Annotated in this window: 15 protein-coding genes; 7 read left to right on the top strand and 8 right to left on the bottom strand. The window is 49.3% G+C overall.

Translation table 11 applies throughout. The features are described from left to right. Positions 1–28: 28 nt before the first annotated feature. The 7 genes from baiH to baiB are packed head-to-tail and all read right to left on the bottom strand — an operon-like array spanning position 29 to position 9630. Complete coding sequence (baiH, locus tag K0036_RS01665) at positions 29–2014, bottom strand: 7-beta-dihydroxy-3-oxo-5-beta-cholanoyl-CoA 4-oxidoreductase BaiH (protein WP_220430569.1); 1986 nt, start codon at positions 2012–2014, stop codon at positions 29–31. A 27-nt stretch (positions 2015–2041) separates the two neighbouring features. Further along, complete coding sequence (locus tag K0036_RS01660; RefSeq protein WP_025645816.1) at positions 2042–3475, bottom strand: MFS transporter; 1434 nt, start codon at positions 3473–3475, stop codon at positions 2042–2044. A gap of 4 nt (positions 3476–3479) precedes the next feature. Continuing rightward, positions 3480–4760 (bottom strand): bile acid CoA-transferase BaiF, encoded by a 1281-nt coding sequence (gene baiF / locus K0036_RS01655; protein WP_025645819.1) that lies wholly within the window; start codon positions 4758–4760, stop codon positions 3480–3482. Positions 4761–4812: 52 nt separating this feature from the next. Next, positions 4813–5562 (bottom strand): SDR family NAD(P)-dependent oxidoreductase, encoded by a 750-nt coding sequence (locus K0036_RS01650; protein WP_025645822.1) that lies wholly within the window; start codon positions 5560–5562, stop codon positions 4813–4815. 32 nt (positions 5563–5594) lie between these two features. Beyond that, entirely contained in the window at positions 5595–6095 is a 501-nt protein-coding gene (baiE, locus tag K0036_RS01645) for a bile acid 7alpha-dehydratase (RefSeq protein WP_220430568.1), read from the bottom strand. A 44-nt stretch (positions 6096–6139) separates the two neighbouring features. Beyond that, complete coding sequence (locus K0036_RS01640; protein WP_025645824.1) at positions 6140–8059, bottom strand: FAD-dependent oxidoreductase; 1920 nt, start codon at positions 8057–8059, stop codon at positions 6140–6142. Positions 8060–8106: 47 nt separating this feature from the next. Then, complete coding sequence (gene baiB / locus K0036_RS01635) at positions 8107–9630, bottom strand: bile acid--CoA ligase BaiB (RefSeq protein ID WP_259283366.1); 1524 nt, start codon at positions 9628–9630, stop codon at positions 8107–8109. Positions 9631–9921: 291 nt separating this feature from the next. Here baiB and K0036_RS01630 point away from each other — a divergent pair, with 291 nt between their 5' ends. The 3 genes from K0036_RS01630 to K0036_RS01620 all read left to right on the top strand — a co-directional run bounded on the left by K0036_RS01630 (position 9922) and on the right by K0036_RS01620 (position 12508). Further along, positions 9922–11154, top strand: a complete 1233-nt coding sequence (locus tag K0036_RS01630) for a helix-turn-helix transcriptional regulator (RefSeq protein ID WP_220430566.1) — start codon at positions 9922–9924, stop codon at positions 11152–11154. Next, positions 11151–11696: a hypothetical protein gene (locus K0036_RS01625; RefSeq protein ID WP_025645827.1), complete on the top strand. Its 546-nt coding sequence runs from the start codon at positions 11151–11153 to the stop codon at positions 11694–11696. Before K0036_RS01630 ends, K0036_RS01625 begins: the two co-directional genes overlap by 4 nt. 77 nt (positions 11697–11773) lie before the next feature. Next, positions 11774–12508 carry a lysophospholipid acyltransferase family protein gene (locus tag K0036_RS01620; protein ID WP_220430565.1) on the top strand — a complete coding sequence of 245 codons (735 nt, stop codon included), beginning with the start codon at positions 11774–11776 and terminating at the stop codon, positions 12506–12508. A 25-nt stretch (positions 12509–12533) separates the two neighbouring features. Here the strand turns inward: K0036_RS01620 and K0036_RS01615 are convergent, their stop codons facing one another. Further along, the gene (locus tag K0036_RS01615; protein WP_025645829.1) at positions 12534–13127 is read right to left on the bottom strand and encodes a YcxB family protein; all 594 of its coding nucleotides are present in this window, start codon (positions 13125–13127) and stop codon (positions 12534–12536) included. Between the two features lie 190 nt (positions 13128–13317). On the opposite strand from K0036_RS01615, the gene K0036_RS01610 reads away from it, so the two are divergent. The 4 genes from K0036_RS01610 to K0036_RS01595 all read left to right on the top strand — a co-directional run bounded on the left by K0036_RS01610 (position 13318) and on the right by K0036_RS01595 (position 18187). Further along, positions 13318–14775: a nicotinate phosphoribosyltransferase gene (locus K0036_RS01610; RefSeq protein ID WP_173694240.1), complete on the top strand. Its 1458-nt coding sequence runs from the start codon at positions 13318–13320 to the stop codon at positions 14773–14775. Positions 14776–14791: 16 nt separating this feature from the next. Next, positions 14792–15862 (top strand): D-alanine--D-alanine ligase family protein, encoded by a 1071-nt coding sequence (locus K0036_RS01605; protein WP_220430564.1) that lies wholly within the window; start codon positions 14792–14794, stop codon positions 15860–15862. Between the two features lie 70 nt (positions 15863–15932). Further along, positions 15933–17303, top strand: coding sequence for a UDP-N-acetylmuramoyl-tripeptide--D-alanyl-D-alanine ligase (locus K0036_RS01600; protein ID WP_220430563.1), 1371 nt, complete (start codon positions 15933–15935; stop codon positions 17301–17303). A gap of 68 nt (positions 17304–17371) precedes the next feature. Next, positions 17372–18187 (top strand): Cof-type HAD-IIB family hydrolase, encoded by an 816-nt coding sequence (locus K0036_RS01595; RefSeq protein ID WP_220430562.1) that lies wholly within the window; start codon positions 17372–17374, stop codon positions 18185–18187. Positions 18188–18224 lie beyond the last annotated feature (37 nt).

Below are 18224 nucleotides of genomic sequence, written 5' to 3'. Positions count from 1 at the left end.
CTTAAGCCTCCTTTTACTCAAACCGCTTTTACAGGCTGTATGCCTTCTCAAATCCTTCCCACATTGCGTAGCTTGCCTGGCGCGCCCTTACGGCATCGCCGATGACATGTACTTCCGGAACGAATTCCTTGAGGGTCTCTGAAAGCGGATCATAATTTCTGGAACCAAGGCCAAAGAGGACATAGTCAAATCCTTCCAGCCATTCCTGCGTTCCATCCTGTCTCTGAACCTTTACTTCATGGTCTGTTACTTCCATGATCTTGGTATTGACGTTGATGTGTACGCCCTTGCTCTTTAACTTGCGGATCAAAGGCTCGCGGTTCGGCGCGCATACGCCGGTAAGGAGCTGCGGAAGCATCTCCACAAGCGTGACATCGATATCTCCGATGCTTGCATCGTATCCTCTGGTATAAGAATTCGGACGTGCATTCTCCAGGACTGTCTCGGCAGTCTCGCAGGCAACCGCGCCTCCTCCCAGCACGCAGACGCGTCCCTTCGGAATCACGAACTTGCCGCGAAGGAAATCATGGGCGGTAAGCACCGGATAATCCTGTGTTCCTTTAATCGGAGGAACCAGCGGCTTCGCGCCTGTAGCAACGATCACCGCTTCCGGCGCCAGCGCCTTGACATCTTCTGCCGTCGCTTCTTTATTGAATTCAAACTTCACGCCTGCTTTCTTCGCGCGATAGTTCAGATGTACCATCCACTGGGTCATCTCCTGCTTGCCAGGAGCCACTACTGCCAGGTTCAGCTGGCCGCCAATTTTGTCGTCAGCCTCCCATACCGTAACATCATGGCCGCGTTCCGCAGCTGTCACGGCAGCCATCATTCCTCCAGGGCCTGCGCCGATAACCAGTACCTTCTTGGACTTCTCGGCAGGCACATCCGGGAATTCATACTCCCGGCCAAGCCTTGGGTTAATATGGCAATGGCACTCAGGCGCTGCCTCAGAACGGCTGATGCAGCTTCCGCCGCAGCTTGCGCATGGAGTGATCTCGTCAAACTGGCCTTCCACTGCCTTCTTGCAAAGGTCCGGATCTGCCAGAAGCGGACGTCCCATAGCCACGCCGTCTACCAGGCCGCGTTCTACGATCTCTGCCGCATAGCGTATATCGTTGATCTTTCCTACTGCGTATACCGGGATGCCCACTACTTTCTTGATCTCAGAAGCTTCATATACATTGACGCCCCTGCTCTTATTCTGGCAAGGAATGATATGTTCCAGGCCTTCATACTGGGTTCCGCCGGATACTTCCAGCATGCTTACGCCGGCAGCCTCGAACTTCGGTGCCAGGTAGAGCATATCTTCAAGGCTGTTGCCTCCTACCATTCTCTCGTCTCCGGAGATACGAAGGAAGATCGGGAAATCAGGGCTCACATTCCTGCGGGCCTCCTCAATCATCTCGATCACGAAACGGGCACGGTTGTCAAGGCTTCCGCCATATTCATCCATGCGCTTGTTGCGAAGCGGTGACAGGAAGGATCCTGGCAGCATATACGCATGCGCGCAGTGCAGGGAGATTGCCCCGCATCCTGCTTCTTCGGCGCGGCGTGCCGCCTGGCCGAACTGCTTAATGATGTCATGGATCTCATCTATGCTGATCGATCTGCTCACGTGGCAGTTTGCATTGGTGTTGGCAGAAGGTCCAAGCGGAGCGATATGCCGGTAGCCGCATACGGATTCCGGACCCGGATGAATGATCTGCGGCACCAGCGTGCTGCCTGCTTCTTTTACTCTGTCAGCAAATTCCTTAAACTGGGGAACCAGTTCATCACGGTCAAGGGCCGTTGTATTTCCCATATAAGGATACTTGCTGTCTATCGTCACCGCGTCGATCATGACGTAGCCTGTGCCTCCCTCGGCGCGGCGGACAAATACGTCCGCCAGCCTCTTGGGCACAGTTCCGTCTGCTGCTTCATAGTCCATGCTCATGGGAGCCATGCCGACACGGTTAGACAGTGTCAGGGATCCGATCTGAAGCGGCGAAAATAATCTGGAATGTTTCATATCCATTTATAATTACCTCTTTTCTTAACTTATTTATGCCTCTTTCTTCTGATAGATTCTTGGCAGCATTCTCACAAGGATGATTCCCACAACGATACATCCAAGTTCAACCAGTGTCAGCGTCTGGATGGATGAGATGGCTGCTTTTACCGTAGCGGCGCCTTCTTCCATGCCGCCTGACGCGTATTTCGCAATATTCGCTGTTACGCCGTTGGCAAACATAGGCACGAACACTGCCACGCCGAATGGTGCCGAGATATCTCTGAACAGGCCATAGGTTCCAGTACCAGAGCCAGCTACTTCGCTGGACAGGCCGGAAAGCGCTACCTTCATGAAGATGGTTGCATTTCCTCCAAGGCCAAATCCAAGGATTCCCAAGGATGCCGCAAAGATAGCGACGGAGGAATCTGCCTTGAACAGATACATCAGCGCACAGCCGATGGCTGTCAGTACCAGAGAGAATGTCAGAACCGTCTTTGGCTCTTTCTTATCTGCAACAGGTCCAATGATAACGGAGCCTAAGGACATTCCTATGTACATGATGGAGATCGCAAAACTTGATATAATGACATTGTCCGGCTGCGTATAGCGTACGAACACGATGACATTGGTCATATTTGCCATCATAAGTCCCTGTGTAAGGAACAGGATCAATACTGGAAGCACGAATTCCTTGCGTGCCATAAACTTGCCGTTCATGATCGGACTCTTCGCTTTCTTTTCTACCATTACCAGGATGAAAAGTGCTACCAGCGCTACTGCCGCTGCTGCGATAAATGCTGTGGAAGACCATCCGATATTCTGTCCGAAGGATGGGATGCACAGGAACAAACTGAAGAATACGACTACCAGGGCTGCGCCCGGCTTGTCAAATCCTGCCATGCTCTTCTTCTCAAATGCAGTCTTCTTGATGGAGAATGTGCAGATCAGGAATACAACGACGCACAGAGCGACGCATACCCACATCATGACTCTCCAGCCAGCTGCATTCATGATCAGGCCGCCACAGGTAGGTCCTACCACGACGGCGCCGCTGGAAATCAGCATATACAGGCCAAAGGCCTTTCCTGTCTCCTCCTGCGGATACTCGGTTACGATATAGGCCATAACGATCGGTGAGATCGCTGCTGTTCCGATACCTACGATAAAACGGGCTGCCAGCATGAATATCAGGGACGTGGCTACGGCTGTCAGCACATTGCCGGCCGCAAAGATCACAATACCCAGAAGCAGCGTCGTCCTGCGTCCCAGCACGTCTCCCAGTTTTCCTAAGATTGGAGCGCATGCGGCGGAAGACATCGCCAGTGCCAGGGAAATCCATGTGGTATTATTATAGTCAATCCCCTGGTCCGCCACGAAGGCCGGGCCGAGAACGGCGGTAAAACCGCCGATCAGGCTCACCAGGAGTGCTGCAATTGCAAAGGGGACAAAACCTTTCTTATAATTTGGATTGGCTACGGTGCTCATACTCTTACTCCTCTTTCTTTCTCATATGTGGAATTACTTCATCCAGTCTATAGCGTTTGATAGTAGTGTCAAGGTCGAATTCATTGACGATGCCCTGCTCATAGAGTTCGTCGATCTTTGCATCGTCATATCCCAGGTCTTTCAGGATATCGCGGTTATCCATACCGAACAGCGGAGCGCCTCTCCAGATTTCGGAAGGATTTCTCTTGAACTTGTTGATCAGTCCAAGGCCTGTGATATGTCCCATCATCGGGTCATCCCACTCCGTAATAGTTCCACGTGCTTTCCAGTGAGGATCGTTCAGGCAGTCTTCCAGCTCGTATACTCTCTGGCATGGAATCTGGTGTGCCTGCATCTCAGCCTCTACTTCTTCCATCGTATGCTCAGATACATACTTCTCCATAGCCTTTTCCATTCTCTGTCCTACAGGAGTATAGATCATCCAGCCTGTGAAGCCTTCCGGGAAGTCCGGGTCTCCGGTTCCAGGTACCGGAAGTCCGATGATCGGGAATCCTCTCTTACATACTTCCGCGCCAGTCATTCCGATAAAGATCGTACGTCCGTCTTTGCAGGTGTAGAAGCTGAACAGGGCAGCCTGCGCATCCTTATTGCCGGTTCTTGGCATCTTCACGCCGTCTGTAGCGTACTGGATCATACGTCCGTCCATGATACGTGCCAGCGCTTCGTACTGCGCAACGTCAACAGATTCGCCCTTTCCGGTAAGAATGGTGCTTACATAGCAGGCAAGCATAGCCCAGCATGTGGTAAGTCCGCATACGAAATCGCTCAGATAAGGATTGATCTTCAGCGCTTCCGTTGTTCCGTTCAGTGACATATAGCCGCTGAATGCCTGGCCTACTGCGTCATAGGATGCACGTGTAACATAAGACGGGTCTCCTGTCTGTCCATATCCGGATACGTGCACGATGGCAATCTTAGGATTTACTTCCCAGATGACTTCATCGGAAAGTCCCAGCCTGTCATACTGTCCGCCTTTGGATGACTCTACCCAGATATCTGCCCATTTGATCAGATCAAGGAATATCTTTCTTCCTTCTTCAGATTTGATGTCTGCTACCATAGACAGCTGATTACGGTGATTCTGTGGATAGCCGTACCATCCTCTCTGGTTATCAGGTTTCTTTGGTCCTTCAAAATGGATGACCGTTGCTCCGCATTCTGCCAGAAGGCCTCCGCCTAAAGGTCCGGCGATGTTAGATCCGCTGTCAAGTATCTTAAGCCCTGCAAGAGCTCCGAATTTTGGAAAATCTTTTATTCCAGCCATGTTTTTATATCTCCTTTTCTATATCACATATTTTACTTAGTAAAAATTAAAATTATGGTCTGTAAGCCCCGTCTACGCTGACCGTAGTAGCCGTAATGCCGCTTGCCAAGTCAGATGCCAGGAACAGGTATACATTAGCGATCTCTTCCGGCTCAAGCATTCTCTTCATCGGAAGCGCCTTCAGATATCCTTCCATGATCTCCGGAGGATTGCCATTGGTCATATCCGTGTTCACAACTCCAGGAGCCACTCCTACTACACGGATATTCTTGCGGATGATCTCTCTTCCAAGTCCATGGGTGAGTCCGATCACGCTTGCCTTGCTGGCCGGATATCCTACGCCTGAGAGTGATCCGAAGATGCCTGTAACGGATGCCGTGTTGATGATAACGCCCTTTTTGGCATCCTTCATGCACTGGTATGCGCACCATGCGCCGTTGAATACGCCTGTTACATTGATGTCCATAATATGCTTGAACTCTTCTTCAGACACTCTGGAGAATACGTTGTTGCTGGTAATTCCTGCATTGTTGATCATGACATCCAGTCTGCCATATTTCTGTGCTACCTGGCCTACTGCTGCCATAACTGCGTCTCTGGATGTAAGATCCGGCGCGAATCCCAGAACCTCTTCTTCCGGATAAAGTTCTTTTAACTGTGCAAGCGCTGTATCTACTTCTTCCTGCGTCTCTCCGAAGATGGATACTTTTGCGCCATTGTCGATAAATATTTTGGCAGCGGCGAATCCAATACCTCTTGTGCCGCCTGTGATGATCGTAACTTTGTCTTGTACGAGATTCATACTCTTACTCCTGCCTTTCTTTTACAATATTCTTATTTGTGCATGTTCATCGTGATATGGATCTTTGGATCACGCATGAAATGTTCTTCATAGATTCGTACATAGCCTGTTTCAAGGATGTACCACTGGCCGTCTATCTTCTCATATTTGTCTGTATAGAACGCGCCGCCATTGATTCCTACGTCTTTGTACTTGCCGTCCGTAAAGATCAATCTATCTTCCAGATACCATCTGCCCGTAGCCGTAGTCGCGCTGTCAATGGTGATCTCCGGCGTGTGGCCCATATGCATGCTGATCTCTTCTTTTGGCATCGTGCTCTTTAAGTAATCGGTAACTTCCTTCGGGCTATGGAATACCAGTTTCCCGTTGGAATAAGAGGTTACGATATTTGGTGACAGGGTGGTCTCCAGCTCATCCCACATCTTTCCGTCCAGGCAGCGGAAATACTTTCCTTTCAGTTCCTTGATTGCCTCAATATCCTTCATCTCCTGCAATTCTTTTTCTAATGCTTCAACTCTCTCTTCTAATGTCATATGTATCATCCTTTCTATATGTAAGATTGATAAGTTCTGATTTTCTAGATTGCCATTCCTGCGTCATAGCCTTCGCGTGTCGCGATCGTGCAGTCTCTTGCGCCAGCAGCGTCTCCGATCACCTCAACCGGGATTCCAAGTTCTTCGCATCTTGCCTTAAGCCCATCGCTTGGACGTGCCGTAATTCCTGTACAGATAACGGTAGCGTCGCATTCCAGGACTCCCTGCGTCACTTCTTTGGTCTTCTTGTCTGTCATGATGTAGTGAACCTTGCCCTGCTCTAAAGCGGTGACATTTGTTCCGGACATCTTGGCGATCTTGTAATATTTGAATTCCGGGTTCATGAACATTCTGCGAAGCATGCTAAGACCGGTACCTACGCCCTTCCTCTCGATCGCGATTACCTGTGCGCCTCTGGATGCCAGAAGTTCTGCGACTTCCGTACCAACCAGTCCGCATCCGATAACGGCTACACGGCCTGTCGGATTTACTTCCCCTTTCAGTACCTGATACTGGGAGTATACGCTTGGGCTGTCGATTCCCGGAATCTCAGGCAGCGCATAGGTAGAGCCTACTGCGATGATGACATTATCCGGATTGAATTCCTTAATGGTCTCTGCAGTCACTTCGGTATTCAGACGTACTTCGATTCCAAGGCGCTCTACTTCTTTTGCTTCCCATTCTGCAACATCTGCCCAATCCTGCTTCATCGGCGCTACGCCTGCCAGCCTGAACTGTCCTGCAAGCTTGTCGGATGCCTCGAAGATTACCGGGTTATGGCCTCTGGTCTTTAATACTTCCGCAGCGATCATGCCTGCCATTCCGCCTCCTACGATCATGACTTTCTTAGGAGCGTCTGTCTTTGGCATTCCCTGATACTCTAAGCACAATCCTGGATTGTGGGTGCAGGTGATATGCTTCATCTTTGGATTGATGACTGCGTCATAGCATCCCTGGTCACATCCGATACAGTGGCGGATCAGGTCTTCTTTGCCTTCTCTTACTTTGGTGATCCAGTTTGGATCTGCAAGCTGGGCGCGTCCGATGCCTACCAGGTCAAACTTGCCTTCTTCAATGACCTTGTTTGCCATCTCTCCTGTATTGATACGGCCAACTCCCATAACCGGGATATTGATCTGCTTTTTGATGTTGTAAATATTCTCTATGTTGAAGCCATGAGCCAGGTTGAATGGCGGAACTTCATATACGGTTGCGAATGAAGTCGCGTTTCCACGGGAAAGGTCTGCCACATCCACGCCAAGTTCTGCGCACTTATTGATAAATGTAACGATTTCTTCCTCTGTCATGGTCTGTTCCATTAATTCGTCGATGCAGTCTGCACGCATAAAGAATGGCATGTCATCCGGGATATTAGAACGGATTGCCTGAACGACTTCATAACAGAATCTGCAGCGATTCTCAAAACTTCCGCCGTACTCATCCGTACGTTTGTTCATTCCAGGGCTTAAGAACTCGTGAGGCAGATAACTGTGAGCCGCATGGAATTCTACTGCGTCAAATCCAGCCTGAACAGCCATCCTTGCGCCGCGTCCGAATTCTTCTACGATCTCATGAATCCTCTCTACCGTAAGAGTGTCCGGAGTTTCCAGGGTGTTGGTCTCGTCAAAGAACATCTGCGGGCTGAATCCTCCATGCCACAGCTGGATGCCCATCTTGCCGCCTGCTTCATGGACTGCATCCGTCAATTTCTTAAGCTGTTCTACATGATGGTCCGTGTAAAGCCCCATATACATATAAGCGTGAGGCGCCGGACATAATGCTACGCATTCAAATATATTTAACGCGCATCCCGCTTTTGCCCTGGCAACATGGTAGGCTATCATATCCTCGCCTATGTCGTGCTTGTTCTTTGCCATCTTGGTGTTCATTCCAGGCAGGACGATACGGTTTTTAAGTTCCAGTCCTCTGACCTTGAATGGTGAAAAAAGTGCTTCGTAACTCATTTTGTTACTCCTCCTTTATATAATTTGTTTTCTTTGCATTTATAGAATCATACCCCGCGGGCAATACAATCTTCCAGGATCCGCTTCCTGTCGGCCTTTCCATTGTCTCCCCTTCGTATGCTCCTTACGAACTCGAACGTCTTTGGTATCTTATATGGAGTCAGATACTTTCTCAGGAATGTTTTCAGTTCCTCTGCCGGTATCTCTTTCCCTGTCTCAATGACCGCATGGAGCCTTCGCCCCAGATCTTCATCCGGTATCCCTACCACTACAGCGTCCAGGATATCCTTATATCTCAAAAGCGCCGTTTCGACCTCGGTGGCGAACACATTTTCTCCGCCTGATACCAGCATGTCGCTACGCCGGTCAGAAAAGTACAGATAGCCCTGCTCATCCACGTAGCCGATATCCCCTACGCTTCGGAAGCCTCCCTCTTTCACTTCCAGCGGTTCCCAATTGATGTACTCGGTAACCAGATAGGAGGCCGGCGCTGTCATATAGATCTCGCCAATCTCAAAAGGCGCAACTTCCTTGCCATTCTCATCCCGGATAGACACCTTGCTATCGCCCACTGGCCGTCCGATGCTTCCCGGATGCTTCACCCACTCGTCTCCCCGGATGCAGGTAAGGCCGATGCATTCCGTCATGGAATACATCTCATAGATCTTTTCAGGCCCCAGCAGGTCGATCCAGATCTGCTTAAGCCAGGGAGAACAGACGCCCCCTGTATGGCACAGCGCCTTCAGGGATGCAAAGTCTTCTTTTCCGACTCCCTCCAGCTTGGCAAGCCGGTTCATCAGGGTCGGCACCATCTGTATAAATTCAATCTTATATTTCTTAATCATGTTCAGGATATTTCCCGGGCAAAGGTTCCTGGTCAGTACCAGGGTGTTGCCCATGAACAGTCCATTAAACGCCGCGGAGTGAGGCGCGCCAAGAAACAGCGGGCCTACCAGCAGCTGGCGCTGCTCAAATCCCATTCCGGACATCAAAGACCAACTTCTGATCGTCTCATCGTCCAGCCCGCATGGAAGGTTCTGACGGATGAACTTCATCTTTCCGCTGGTTCCGCCTGATAAGGATATCATGTTCGGATTGGCCAGACGGTCCGAAGGCATCTCCTTGGATCTTCCTTCCATCGCCTCATATATCTCGTCTGCGCTAAGGCAGAATTTTAATCCTGGAATCTTGCATTCCGCAAAAGCCGCATTCGGGTGGATGGTATCGCAGGCCTCCCTGATCTCGGATTCCGCCGCCTTATAGGACATGGGCATATAGCAGGCGCCCGCCTTCCAGATTGCAAATACCGCAATAATGTGCTCGATGCTGTTCGGAAACATTGTAAGTACGATCGACCCCGGGCCAATCTCATTTTCTATAAGGTACCATGCCAGCTGGCTGGAATAGACGTGCAGCTGATGCCAAGTAATAACGGAACAGTTCTGTTCTTTATCTAAGCAAATGACCGCAGTAGAATCTGGCTTGCATTCCGAAACGTATTCCAACTGTTTTCCCGGCGTGACAAAGTTCGATGTCCCCAAATTAAACTTGTTAAAAAAGTCACGCTTCAACTCCTTGCCCTCCCTCTCACACGCTGATTTTTTGTGCATTTTCTTAATGCTTAATATCTTTTCTTCGTGCTATTTGTACATTTTTTCAACATTTTCTTCTTTTGCTTGATATAACTTTAACATTTTTGCCTGGTACAATATCGGATAATTTCGTGGCATCTTACAATAGTAAAGATTACTTTTTGTTGGTAATATCTAATTGATTAAGGGACAAAATGTGCTATAATACTATCAGATTTATAACTTCTAACATAATTTTCAGACTCGCCTAGTTAAGGAAGGAGCATTACCATGCCAAACACAATAAAATCCAAGCCCATCTGTGGCAGCCCTGTCCATTCTGTCTTTACCGGAAAGGACAAATATCTGCGCCTGCAGAAGCATACCATCAGCGACATCACCCCGCCCATCTGTGAAAATGAGTCCCTTTTCATACTGGTGAATTCCGGATGCGGCACAATTACGATCAATGGCGTAGAGTTCCCATTTGAACAGAGTACCTTCGTCTGGCTTCAGTCGTACCACACGTTCACGATCAAAGCGGATTCCGACGATCCTCTTGAGTTGTCTATCTGCGTGTATGACTATCCGCTCTCTTCCTTTCTGGCGCTCAGGGAACCAAGCCCTGATACGGTGGACGCCATTATGGTCGCCCTCCCCGTTATCCGGCTGGAAGGAGTATATCAGCAAAAGATCCGGGATTTATTCGATGAATTTGAAAAGGAAGATTCCTGCTTCGATCCTGGCAGTTCACTGATAAAGGTCTCCATCCTTGGGCAGTTTGCGTACTTTTTCATCAAGCATGGCATCCATCAAAGCCAGAAAGACCAGGACAAGGACTGGCCTCTTGGATGGCAGGCAACCCTTTATATCGGCTCCCATTTTGCCGAGGACATTACGGCCGAGAGCGTGGCTGAGCGTTTTTCTACCAACGCTTCTACGCTGAACCGGGAACTGCGCAATATCAGCGGTTACAACTTTGCCCACACGCTGAACCGCGTACGGGTGAATATCGCTTCCGGCGCGCTTCTCTACGAAGACATGTCTCTGTCATACGTGGCCGAGCATTCCGGATTTTCCTCGGAAGTAGCCTTCTACCGCATCTTTAAGAAATATACCGGGACGACGCCTCTGGAATATCGCAAGCAGATGCTGGAGAGCGGGGAGAAGGTATACCGCGGCATGATCATGAGCCAGATGCTGATGGATGTGCTGAATCACTCCTATGCAAGTTTTTCATCTCCCATCGACATCAAGGACGCCTCCAAGTCCCTCTATCTGTCCGAGAGCGTTATCCGGGAGCTGGTCCAGGAGAAATTCGGCGCGTCCTACAAGGACATCACCGTCCTTACAAGGCTGCGTCATGCTGCAGCCCTTCTGCTTACGACGAATCTTCCGGTGCTGGATGTGGCGGTAAATGTAGGGTTCAACTGCAGCCGCTCCTTTTCCAGGGCCTTTAACAAACTCTATAAGATGACGCCTGGCGAATACCGGAGTCTCTACCGGGGAGGTGAAAACCAATGACAAAGTCCAAAAACTCCATCAATTATCCGCCGCTTTTTGCAAGCGCGAAATACTACTCCAAAGAGGACTTCCAGTTTCCCGTGACTGCCGTAAGCAAGATCGTCACATCGCAGACGGTCTTAAAGAAGAACAGCGGCATCACCCTGCTGTATTTCCGTGACAGTAACGGCAAGATCGTAGTCAACACCCGGGAATATCCGGTAAGCCGGGGCACGCTTATGTGTCTGGGGGCTTACCATTATTTCCAGTTCCTGCCAGAAGACGAACCCATGAAGGTAGAACAGTGCCGCTTCAGTTACGACACCTTCCTATATATGGCAGCCAATCCTTACTACCATTTCTCGGAACTGACCCTGGCTACAGAGCCCCTGACCGCGCATCTGACCGGGGAACTGCGGGATCGCACGGAGAAGGTGGTCGACGCCCTGGTTGAGACGTCCGCACGTCACCGCCAGAAAGGCGGAATGACTGAATTTCTCCTGAGCATGAGGCTGATGGGCTTCCTTCAGAAGACTTTCTTCCGAAAACCTGAGAAATATTAGTTTTGCACTTTACATCTTTCTCCGCATGGAGGATAATTATGCTACGACTAAAATATCTGGATTGAGAGGTTATACAGATGATTAGATTTATAATTGTGGCCCTATTCTTAGGCCTTTATCTGGTTCTTGGAATCCCCGTGCTCGGGGTCGAGTGGCTGATTGGGAAGTTCAATAAGAAGGCCTGCGATTACCAGAGCCTTCGGCTGGTGCAGTGGGCTTTTAAAGTAATGCTCAAGGTATCCGGCGTAGAGGTGACCGTGATCGGGGAAGAAAACATTCCGGATGAGCCGGTACTTTTCATCGGCAATCATAGGAGTTATTTTGATATTCTGCTTACTTACTCCCGCTGCGCCAGGCTGACAGGCTATATTGCCAAAAAGGAGATGCTCAAGTATCCCCTTCTGCGCGACTGGATGAAGCGGCTGTACTGCCTCTTCCTGGACAGGGATAATCCAAAGGAGGGCCTTAAGACCATCCTGACAGCCATTGACTACGTCAAGAAAGGCATATCTATCTGTATCTTTCCGGAGGGCACCAGGAATGACGGCGAGGAACTTAGCATCCTTCCCTTCCACAATGGCTCCTTTAAGATTGCCGAGAAGACTGGATGCGCAATTGTTCCTATGTGCATGAACAATACGATCTCCATCTTCGAGAAGCAGTTTCCGCGGATTAAGAAGACGCATGTAATTCTGGAATATGGAAAGCCGATCTATCCAAACGATCTCGACAAGGAGACACGCAAGCATATCGGGGACTATTGCCAGAATATCATATTAGAGACAATCAAAAAGAACCAGGCGCTTGTATAAGCGCCTGGTTCTTTGCCATCTTGTCCTATTTCTTATCTGTATTCTTCTGGCTCTGGACTTCCATCCATGCCTGCTTCAGTATGTTGGTCTTCATCTTCCAGGTAAGTTTCAAAGGCTTTAACTGCTTTCCTGTCTTGTCCATGATAAAATCATAGAACCCTTCTGAACTCCCAAGCGTGAAATCCCCCTTGGGAATCATATGCATGTCTTCGTTGTTAACATTAATATAATAGTACTTGTTATCCGTATACATGAACGCCACTTCTCCATACTTAACCCGCTGCGGCTCCCCTGCATCCGGATTCTCTATCCGAAACTCGCTCTCTCCAAAGATAAAATGTATCTCGCTCTGGTTCTGATAGTTCTTATCTGCCTTAGCAAGCCTGCGTACGCCGATGGGCTTTCTTGCCAGCGCAAACGCGAATGTCAGGACTGCCAGGATCCCGAATATATAGGTCAGCGCAGATCCCTTTCCCAGATACGCCAGGGTAACGTCGCAGATGCCAAGCATCACGATACGGAAAGTAATATGTGCATTCCTTTCAGCTTCTTTAAATGAGATAAAATCTTTCAGGACTTGCTCTGTATGCTTTGTCCTTACTTCATAAACTGGGGTCATTTCCGACTCCTCCTTATTTTCTTTCATAATTAACACTTGTTCTATTATTATAGTATGAATCGGACTGTTCGACAAGGACTACTTTTTTCTTTTACATTTTACCGTTCAAGTGCTATAATATAACGGAATTTATATTCATATTATAATGCAGTTGGTTACACTGCCAGATAAAAAGGAGTATTAAAGAGAAATGAACAGACAAGATCTAACTTTGCTGACAGACTTGTATGAATTAACAATGATGCAAGGATATTACGCAAAGGGACAGAACGAGAAGGTCATCTTCGATGTATTCTTCCGCCAGAATCCCTGCAACAACGGCTATTCCGTTTGCGCCGGGCTTGATCAGGTCATTGATTATATCAAGAATCTGAACTTTACCTATGAGGACGTTGACTATTTAAGAGGCCTGGGAATCTTCAGCGAAGACTTCCTGCATTACTTGAGCGGGTTCCATTTCAGCGGAGATATCTATGCGATTCCCGAGGGAACGGTAGTCTTTCCGAAAGAGCCGCTTCTGAAGGTAATTGCGCCGATCATGGAAGCACAGCTGGTAGAGACGGCAATTTTGAACATTATCAACCATCAGTCTCTGATCGCCACCAAGACATCCCGCGTGGTATTTGCCGCCAATGGCGATGGTATCATGGAATTTGGGTTAAGAAGGGCGCAGGGGCCGGACGCAGGCCTGTACGGAGCAAGGGCCGCTATGATCGGTGGATGTGTAGGAACCTCTAATGTCCTTGCGGGCAAGCTCTTTGATGTTCCGGTTATGGGAACCCATGCACACAGCTGGATCATGAGTTTTCCGGATGAATATACTGCTTTCAAGACCTATGCGGATATGTATCCGGATAACTGTACTCTTCTGGTAGATACCTATGATACATTAAAGTCTGGAGTCCCAAATGCAATCCGGGTATTCCAGGAGTTTAAAGAGGCTGGAAAGCCATTTAAGAAGTATGGCATCCGCTTAGACAGCGGCGACCTTGCCTATCTTTCCAAAGAAGCCCGCAAGATGCTTGACGAGGCAGGGTTTGCCGATGCATCCATCTGTGCTTCGAATGATCTGGACGAGTACCTGCTCCATGACTTGAAGATGCAGGGCGCTGCCATTGATTCCTGGGGTGTCGGAACAAACCTGATCACTTCCAAGGACTGCCCTTCTTTCGGCGGCGTATACAAGCTTGCCGCCATCCAGTCAGAGGAGGATGACACATTCGAGCCTAAGATAAAGATATCGGAAAATACAGAAAAAATTACCAATCCTGGTAACAAAACCATCTATCGGATATATGATAAAACAACAGGCAAAGTAAAAGCTGACTTGATCTGCTTCGTAGGAGAGACATTTAACACGGATGAGGATATGCTTCTCTTCGATCCCATCGAGACTTGGAAAAAGACGAAGCTCCCGGGCGGCTCTTATACCATGCGCGAGATTCTGGTACCGGTATTCAAGAATGGAGCGTGCATATACAAGTCTCCGTCAGTAATGGAGATCGCCGAATACTGCAGGAACGAAAAGAAGACACTGTGGGATGAGACCAAGCGTCTCTTCTATCCGCATCAAGTATACGTGGATCTATCCCCTAAGCTTTATGAAGTGAAGAAATCCTTGTTGGATCAAATGAGCATGACAGACTAGAAGGAGACTATTTTTTATGAGAATTATTGTATTAGCAGGCGGACTCAGCCCTGAACGCGACGTGTCGCTCATATCAGGCGCCGGGATTTGCAGAACTCTGAGAGAAAAAGGGCACAAGGCATATCTGCTGGATGTGTTCTTCGGATTACCTTATGATCCCGATAAGCTGGAAGAGGTATTCGACCTGCCTGGCGGCGGGCTCGAGATCGCAGATGGCATCAAGACTACCACGCCTGACTTAGAAGCGCTGAAGGCTTCGCGCCCGGACCAGTCCGACTGTTACCTTGGCCCGAATGTTATTGATCTATGCCGTATTGCTGACATAACATTCATGGGGCTTCACGGCTCTGTTGGAGAAAACGGGAAACTCCAGGCAACCTTCGATATTCTTGGAATCAAGTATACAGGACCTAATTCCTTTGGCTGTGCCCTGTCCATGGATAAACTGGTTGCCAAGCAGATCTTCAAGCGTTCCGGCGTGCCTACGCCAAGAGGCACTTCCCTGAACCGTGACACCAAGGATACTCCCCTTGAGAAGCTGGGCTACTACCTGCCGCTTGTCATAAAGCCATGTTCCGGCGGTTCCAGCATCGGGGTATATATCGTTCATACAGAAGAGGAATACCGGGAGGCCATCCGCTGCTCCTTCGATGTAAATCGCGAAGACGAAGTCGTCATCGAGCCTTATATCAAAGGGCGGGAGTATGCCTGCAGCATCGTCGCAGGAAAGGCCCTTCCGCTGATCGAGATCATTCCAAAAGACGGAATCTTCAATTACGAGAATAAGTATCAGGACGGCGGCGCTCAGGAACTCTGTCCTCCAGTATCCCTGGATGATAAGACCCAGGCAAAGATCCAGCGCGCCGGCGAGAAGGCTTTCCGGGTGCTGCACATGGATGTCTATGCCCGCGCCGACTTCATTGTCGATGAGACGGATGGAAAGTTCTACTGTCTGGAAATGAACGGCCTGCCAGGCATGACTCCAGCCAGCTTGATTCCCAAATCAGCCAGAGCCATCGGGGTTGATTATGGCGACCTGTGCGAGTTAATTATTGAAGAATCCATGAAAACACGCTACCAAGACTAGAAACTGTCAGGTCTTTGCCCCTGGGGCAGAGGCCTGGTCGTATTTTCACAAAATAAGGAGGACAAGGAAAATGAAGAACCTTACCCTGGAAAACATTACCAAAGCCTGTAAAGGCGTCTATCACGGAGACGAAAGCAAGCTGGGCATGGAAGTGGAAGGCGTAGTGATCGATAGCCGGAAGGTACAGAAAGGTTATCTGTTCGTCGCAATAGACGGCGAGAATGTCAACGCACATCAGTTCATCCCTGATACTATAGAAAAGGGCGCATTATGCGTCATCTCCCACGAAGACCTGGGAGATACGGATTTCTCTTACATCCTGGTGGAATCCACCGGACAAGCGCTTCTTGATATTGCCAAGCTGTACCGGGATTCTTTTGACATCAAGGTTGTGGGAATTACCGGAAGCGTAGGAAAGACAAGCACCAAAGAGATGATCGCTTCTGTAGTCGCCCAGAAATATCAGGTACACAAGACCATCGGCAACTTCAATAACGAATGGGGGCTTCCTCTCACAATCTTTGAGATGAACGAGGAACATCAGGTAGCCATACTGGAGATGGGCGTCAACCATTTCGGCGAGATGCGCCGCCTCTCTTCGGTTGCCAGCCCGGATATCTGCGTCATTACCAATATCGGCGTTGCACACCTGGAATTCTTTAAGACCCGCGAAGGCATTCTCCAGGAAAAATCGAAGATGATCCAGGATATGAAGGATGGCGGAACGATCATATTAAACGGGGACGATGACCTGCTCTCGCAGGTTGGCCCGATCAAAGGCGCCACTCCTATCCTTTTCGGACTTGGAGAGAATTGCCAGTTCTATGCTGACAATATCCAGCCCCTGGGACTTAGAGGAACCTCCTGCACGATCCATCTGCCGGATGAATCCTCCTTTGAATGCGTCGTTCCACTGCCAGGCGCCCACATGATCTCTAATGCGTTGGCAGGTGCGGCAGTCGGTTATACCCTTCATCTCACTTCCGAAGAGATTAAGGCCGGAATCGAAGGACTTCCCTCCATCCCGGGACGCAACAATATCATCAAGACGGATCGCCTGATCATCCTGGATGACTGCTACAATGCCAATCCGGTATCCATGAAGGCAGCGATCGACGTGCTGGATATGGCCATCGGACGAAAAGTTGCCGTCCTTGGCAACATGGGCGAGCTTGGAAATAACGAGAAAGAACTTCACCGGGAAGTAGGGGAATACGCTGCTGCCCACGGCATCGACCTGGTATGCGGAATCGGCCACCTGGCAAAGGAACTGGTGGACGGCGCCACAAACGGTTCTTCTACCCAGGGACTTTGGTTCGAGAACAAAGCAGACTTCCTGGATGTCATGAAAGATCTCATTAAAGACGGCGACAACGTACTGGTCAAAGCCTCCCATGGCATGGATCTGACACCGATCGTCGAAGCGCTGAAAAATATATAGAACGAAGATACTTAGAACGAAAATATACAGATAAAATATATGGATAAATATATTACAGGAGTACAATTATGAATTATCAGATTCTGGCACTGGATCTGGACGGAACACTTACCAACTCAAGCAAAGAGATATCAGAGCCAACATTAAAGGCATTGATCGAAATACAAGAACAGGGAAAGAAAGTAGTTCTGGCAAGCGGGCGCCCCACCAATGGCGTGGCCCCTCTTGCCGAACTGCTTCACCTTGGAGATTACGGCAGTTACATTCTCTCCTTCAACGGAGGGCGCATTACCAACTGCCAGACCAAAGAAATCATATACAACAAGACGCTTCCGATGGACTGCGCCAAGCCCATCTATGACATGGTCCTGGAATATAAGGATCAGGGGCTGGATCTTGTCACCTATACGCCGGACGCGCTGATCTCGGGCATCTGCCCTAATCAATATACGGAACTGGAATCGCGCATCAACCATATGCCCATTATCCGGGCTGACGACTTCCTTTCTCATATTAAAGAAGCGCCGAACAAGTTCCTGATTACTGGCGATCCTGCTGTCATAAGCAAGATTCAGAAGGAGATCATCGCCCATTTCCGCTCTTATTTAAGCGTATACTGCTCCGATCCATTCTTTCTGGAAATCATGCCTCCTGGCATCGATAAGGCCCATTCGCTTCTCCGCCTTTTGACCAGCAGCGGCCTTACGGCGGACGAGATGATCTGCTGCGGCGACGGATACAACGATATCACCATGATCGAGACGGCCGGACTTGGCGTCGCCATGGCCAATGCACAGCCCGCCGTATTGGAAAAGGCGGATTTTGTCACAAAGTCCAACGACGAAGACGGCGTGCTTCATGTAATCAATCAGTTTATGCGATAAGAAGGCTTGCATCAACGGGCAGTATTCTGCCTGCTGA

The sequence above is a fragment of the [Clostridium] scindens genome (assembly GCF_019597925.1).
Classification (GTDB): Bacteria; Bacillota; Clostridia; order Lachnospirales; family Lachnospiraceae; genus Clostridium_AP.
This window is presented reverse-complemented; position numbering and strand designations above follow the sequence as displayed.

Bases quoted from the DNA above. Each gene is read 5' to 3' on its own strand.
- baiH (WP_220430569.1), bottom strand. From the start codon at position 2,014: ATGGATATGAAACATTCCAGATTATTTTCGCCGCTTCAGATCGGATCC.
- K0036_RS01660 (WP_025645816.1), bottom strand. From the start codon at position 3,475: ATGAGCACCGTAGCCAATCCAAATTATAAGAAAGGTTTTGTCCCCTTT.
- baiF (WP_025645819.1), bottom strand. From the start codon at position 4,760: ATGGCTGGAATAAAAGATTTTCCAAAATTCGGAGCTCTTGCAGGGCTT.
- K0036_RS01650 (WP_025645822.1), bottom strand. From the start codon at position 5,562: ATGAATCTCGTACAAGACAAAGTTACGATCATCACAGGCGGCACAAGA.
- baiE (WP_220430568.1), bottom strand. From the start codon at position 6,095: ATGACATTAGAAGAGAGAGTTGAAGCATTAGAAAAAGAATTGCAGGAG.
- K0036_RS01640 (WP_025645824.1), bottom strand. From the start codon at position 8,059: ATGAGTTACGAAGCACTTTTTTCACCATTCAAGGTCAGAGGACTGGAA.
- K0036_RS01630 (WP_220430566.1), top strand. From the start codon at position 9,922: ATGCCAAACACAATAAAATCCAAGCCCATCTGTGGCAGCCCTGTCCAT.
- K0036_RS01625 (WP_025645827.1), top strand. From the start codon at position 11,151: ATGACAAAGTCCAAAAACTCCATCAATTATCCGCCGCTTTTTGCAAGC.
- K0036_RS01620 (WP_220430565.1), top strand. From the start codon at position 11,774: ATGATTAGATTTATAATTGTGGCCCTATTCTTAGGCCTTTATCTGGTT.
- K0036_RS01615 (WP_025645829.1), bottom strand. From the start codon at position 13,127: ATGACCCCAGTTTATGAAGTAAGGACAAAGCATACAGAGCAAGTCCTG.
- K0036_RS01610 (WP_173694240.1), top strand. From the start codon at position 13,318: ATGAACAGACAAGATCTAACTTTGCTGACAGACTTGTATGAATTAACA.
- K0036_RS01605 (WP_220430564.1), top strand. From the start codon at position 14,792: ATGAGAATTATTGTATTAGCAGGCGGACTCAGCCCTGAACGCGACGTG.
- K0036_RS01600 (WP_220430563.1), top strand. From the start codon at position 15,933: ATGAAGAACCTTACCCTGGAAAACATTACCAAAGCCTGTAAAGGCGTC.
- K0036_RS01595 (WP_220430562.1), top strand. From the start codon at position 17,372: ATGAATTATCAGATTCTGGCACTGGATCTGGACGGAACACTTACCAAC.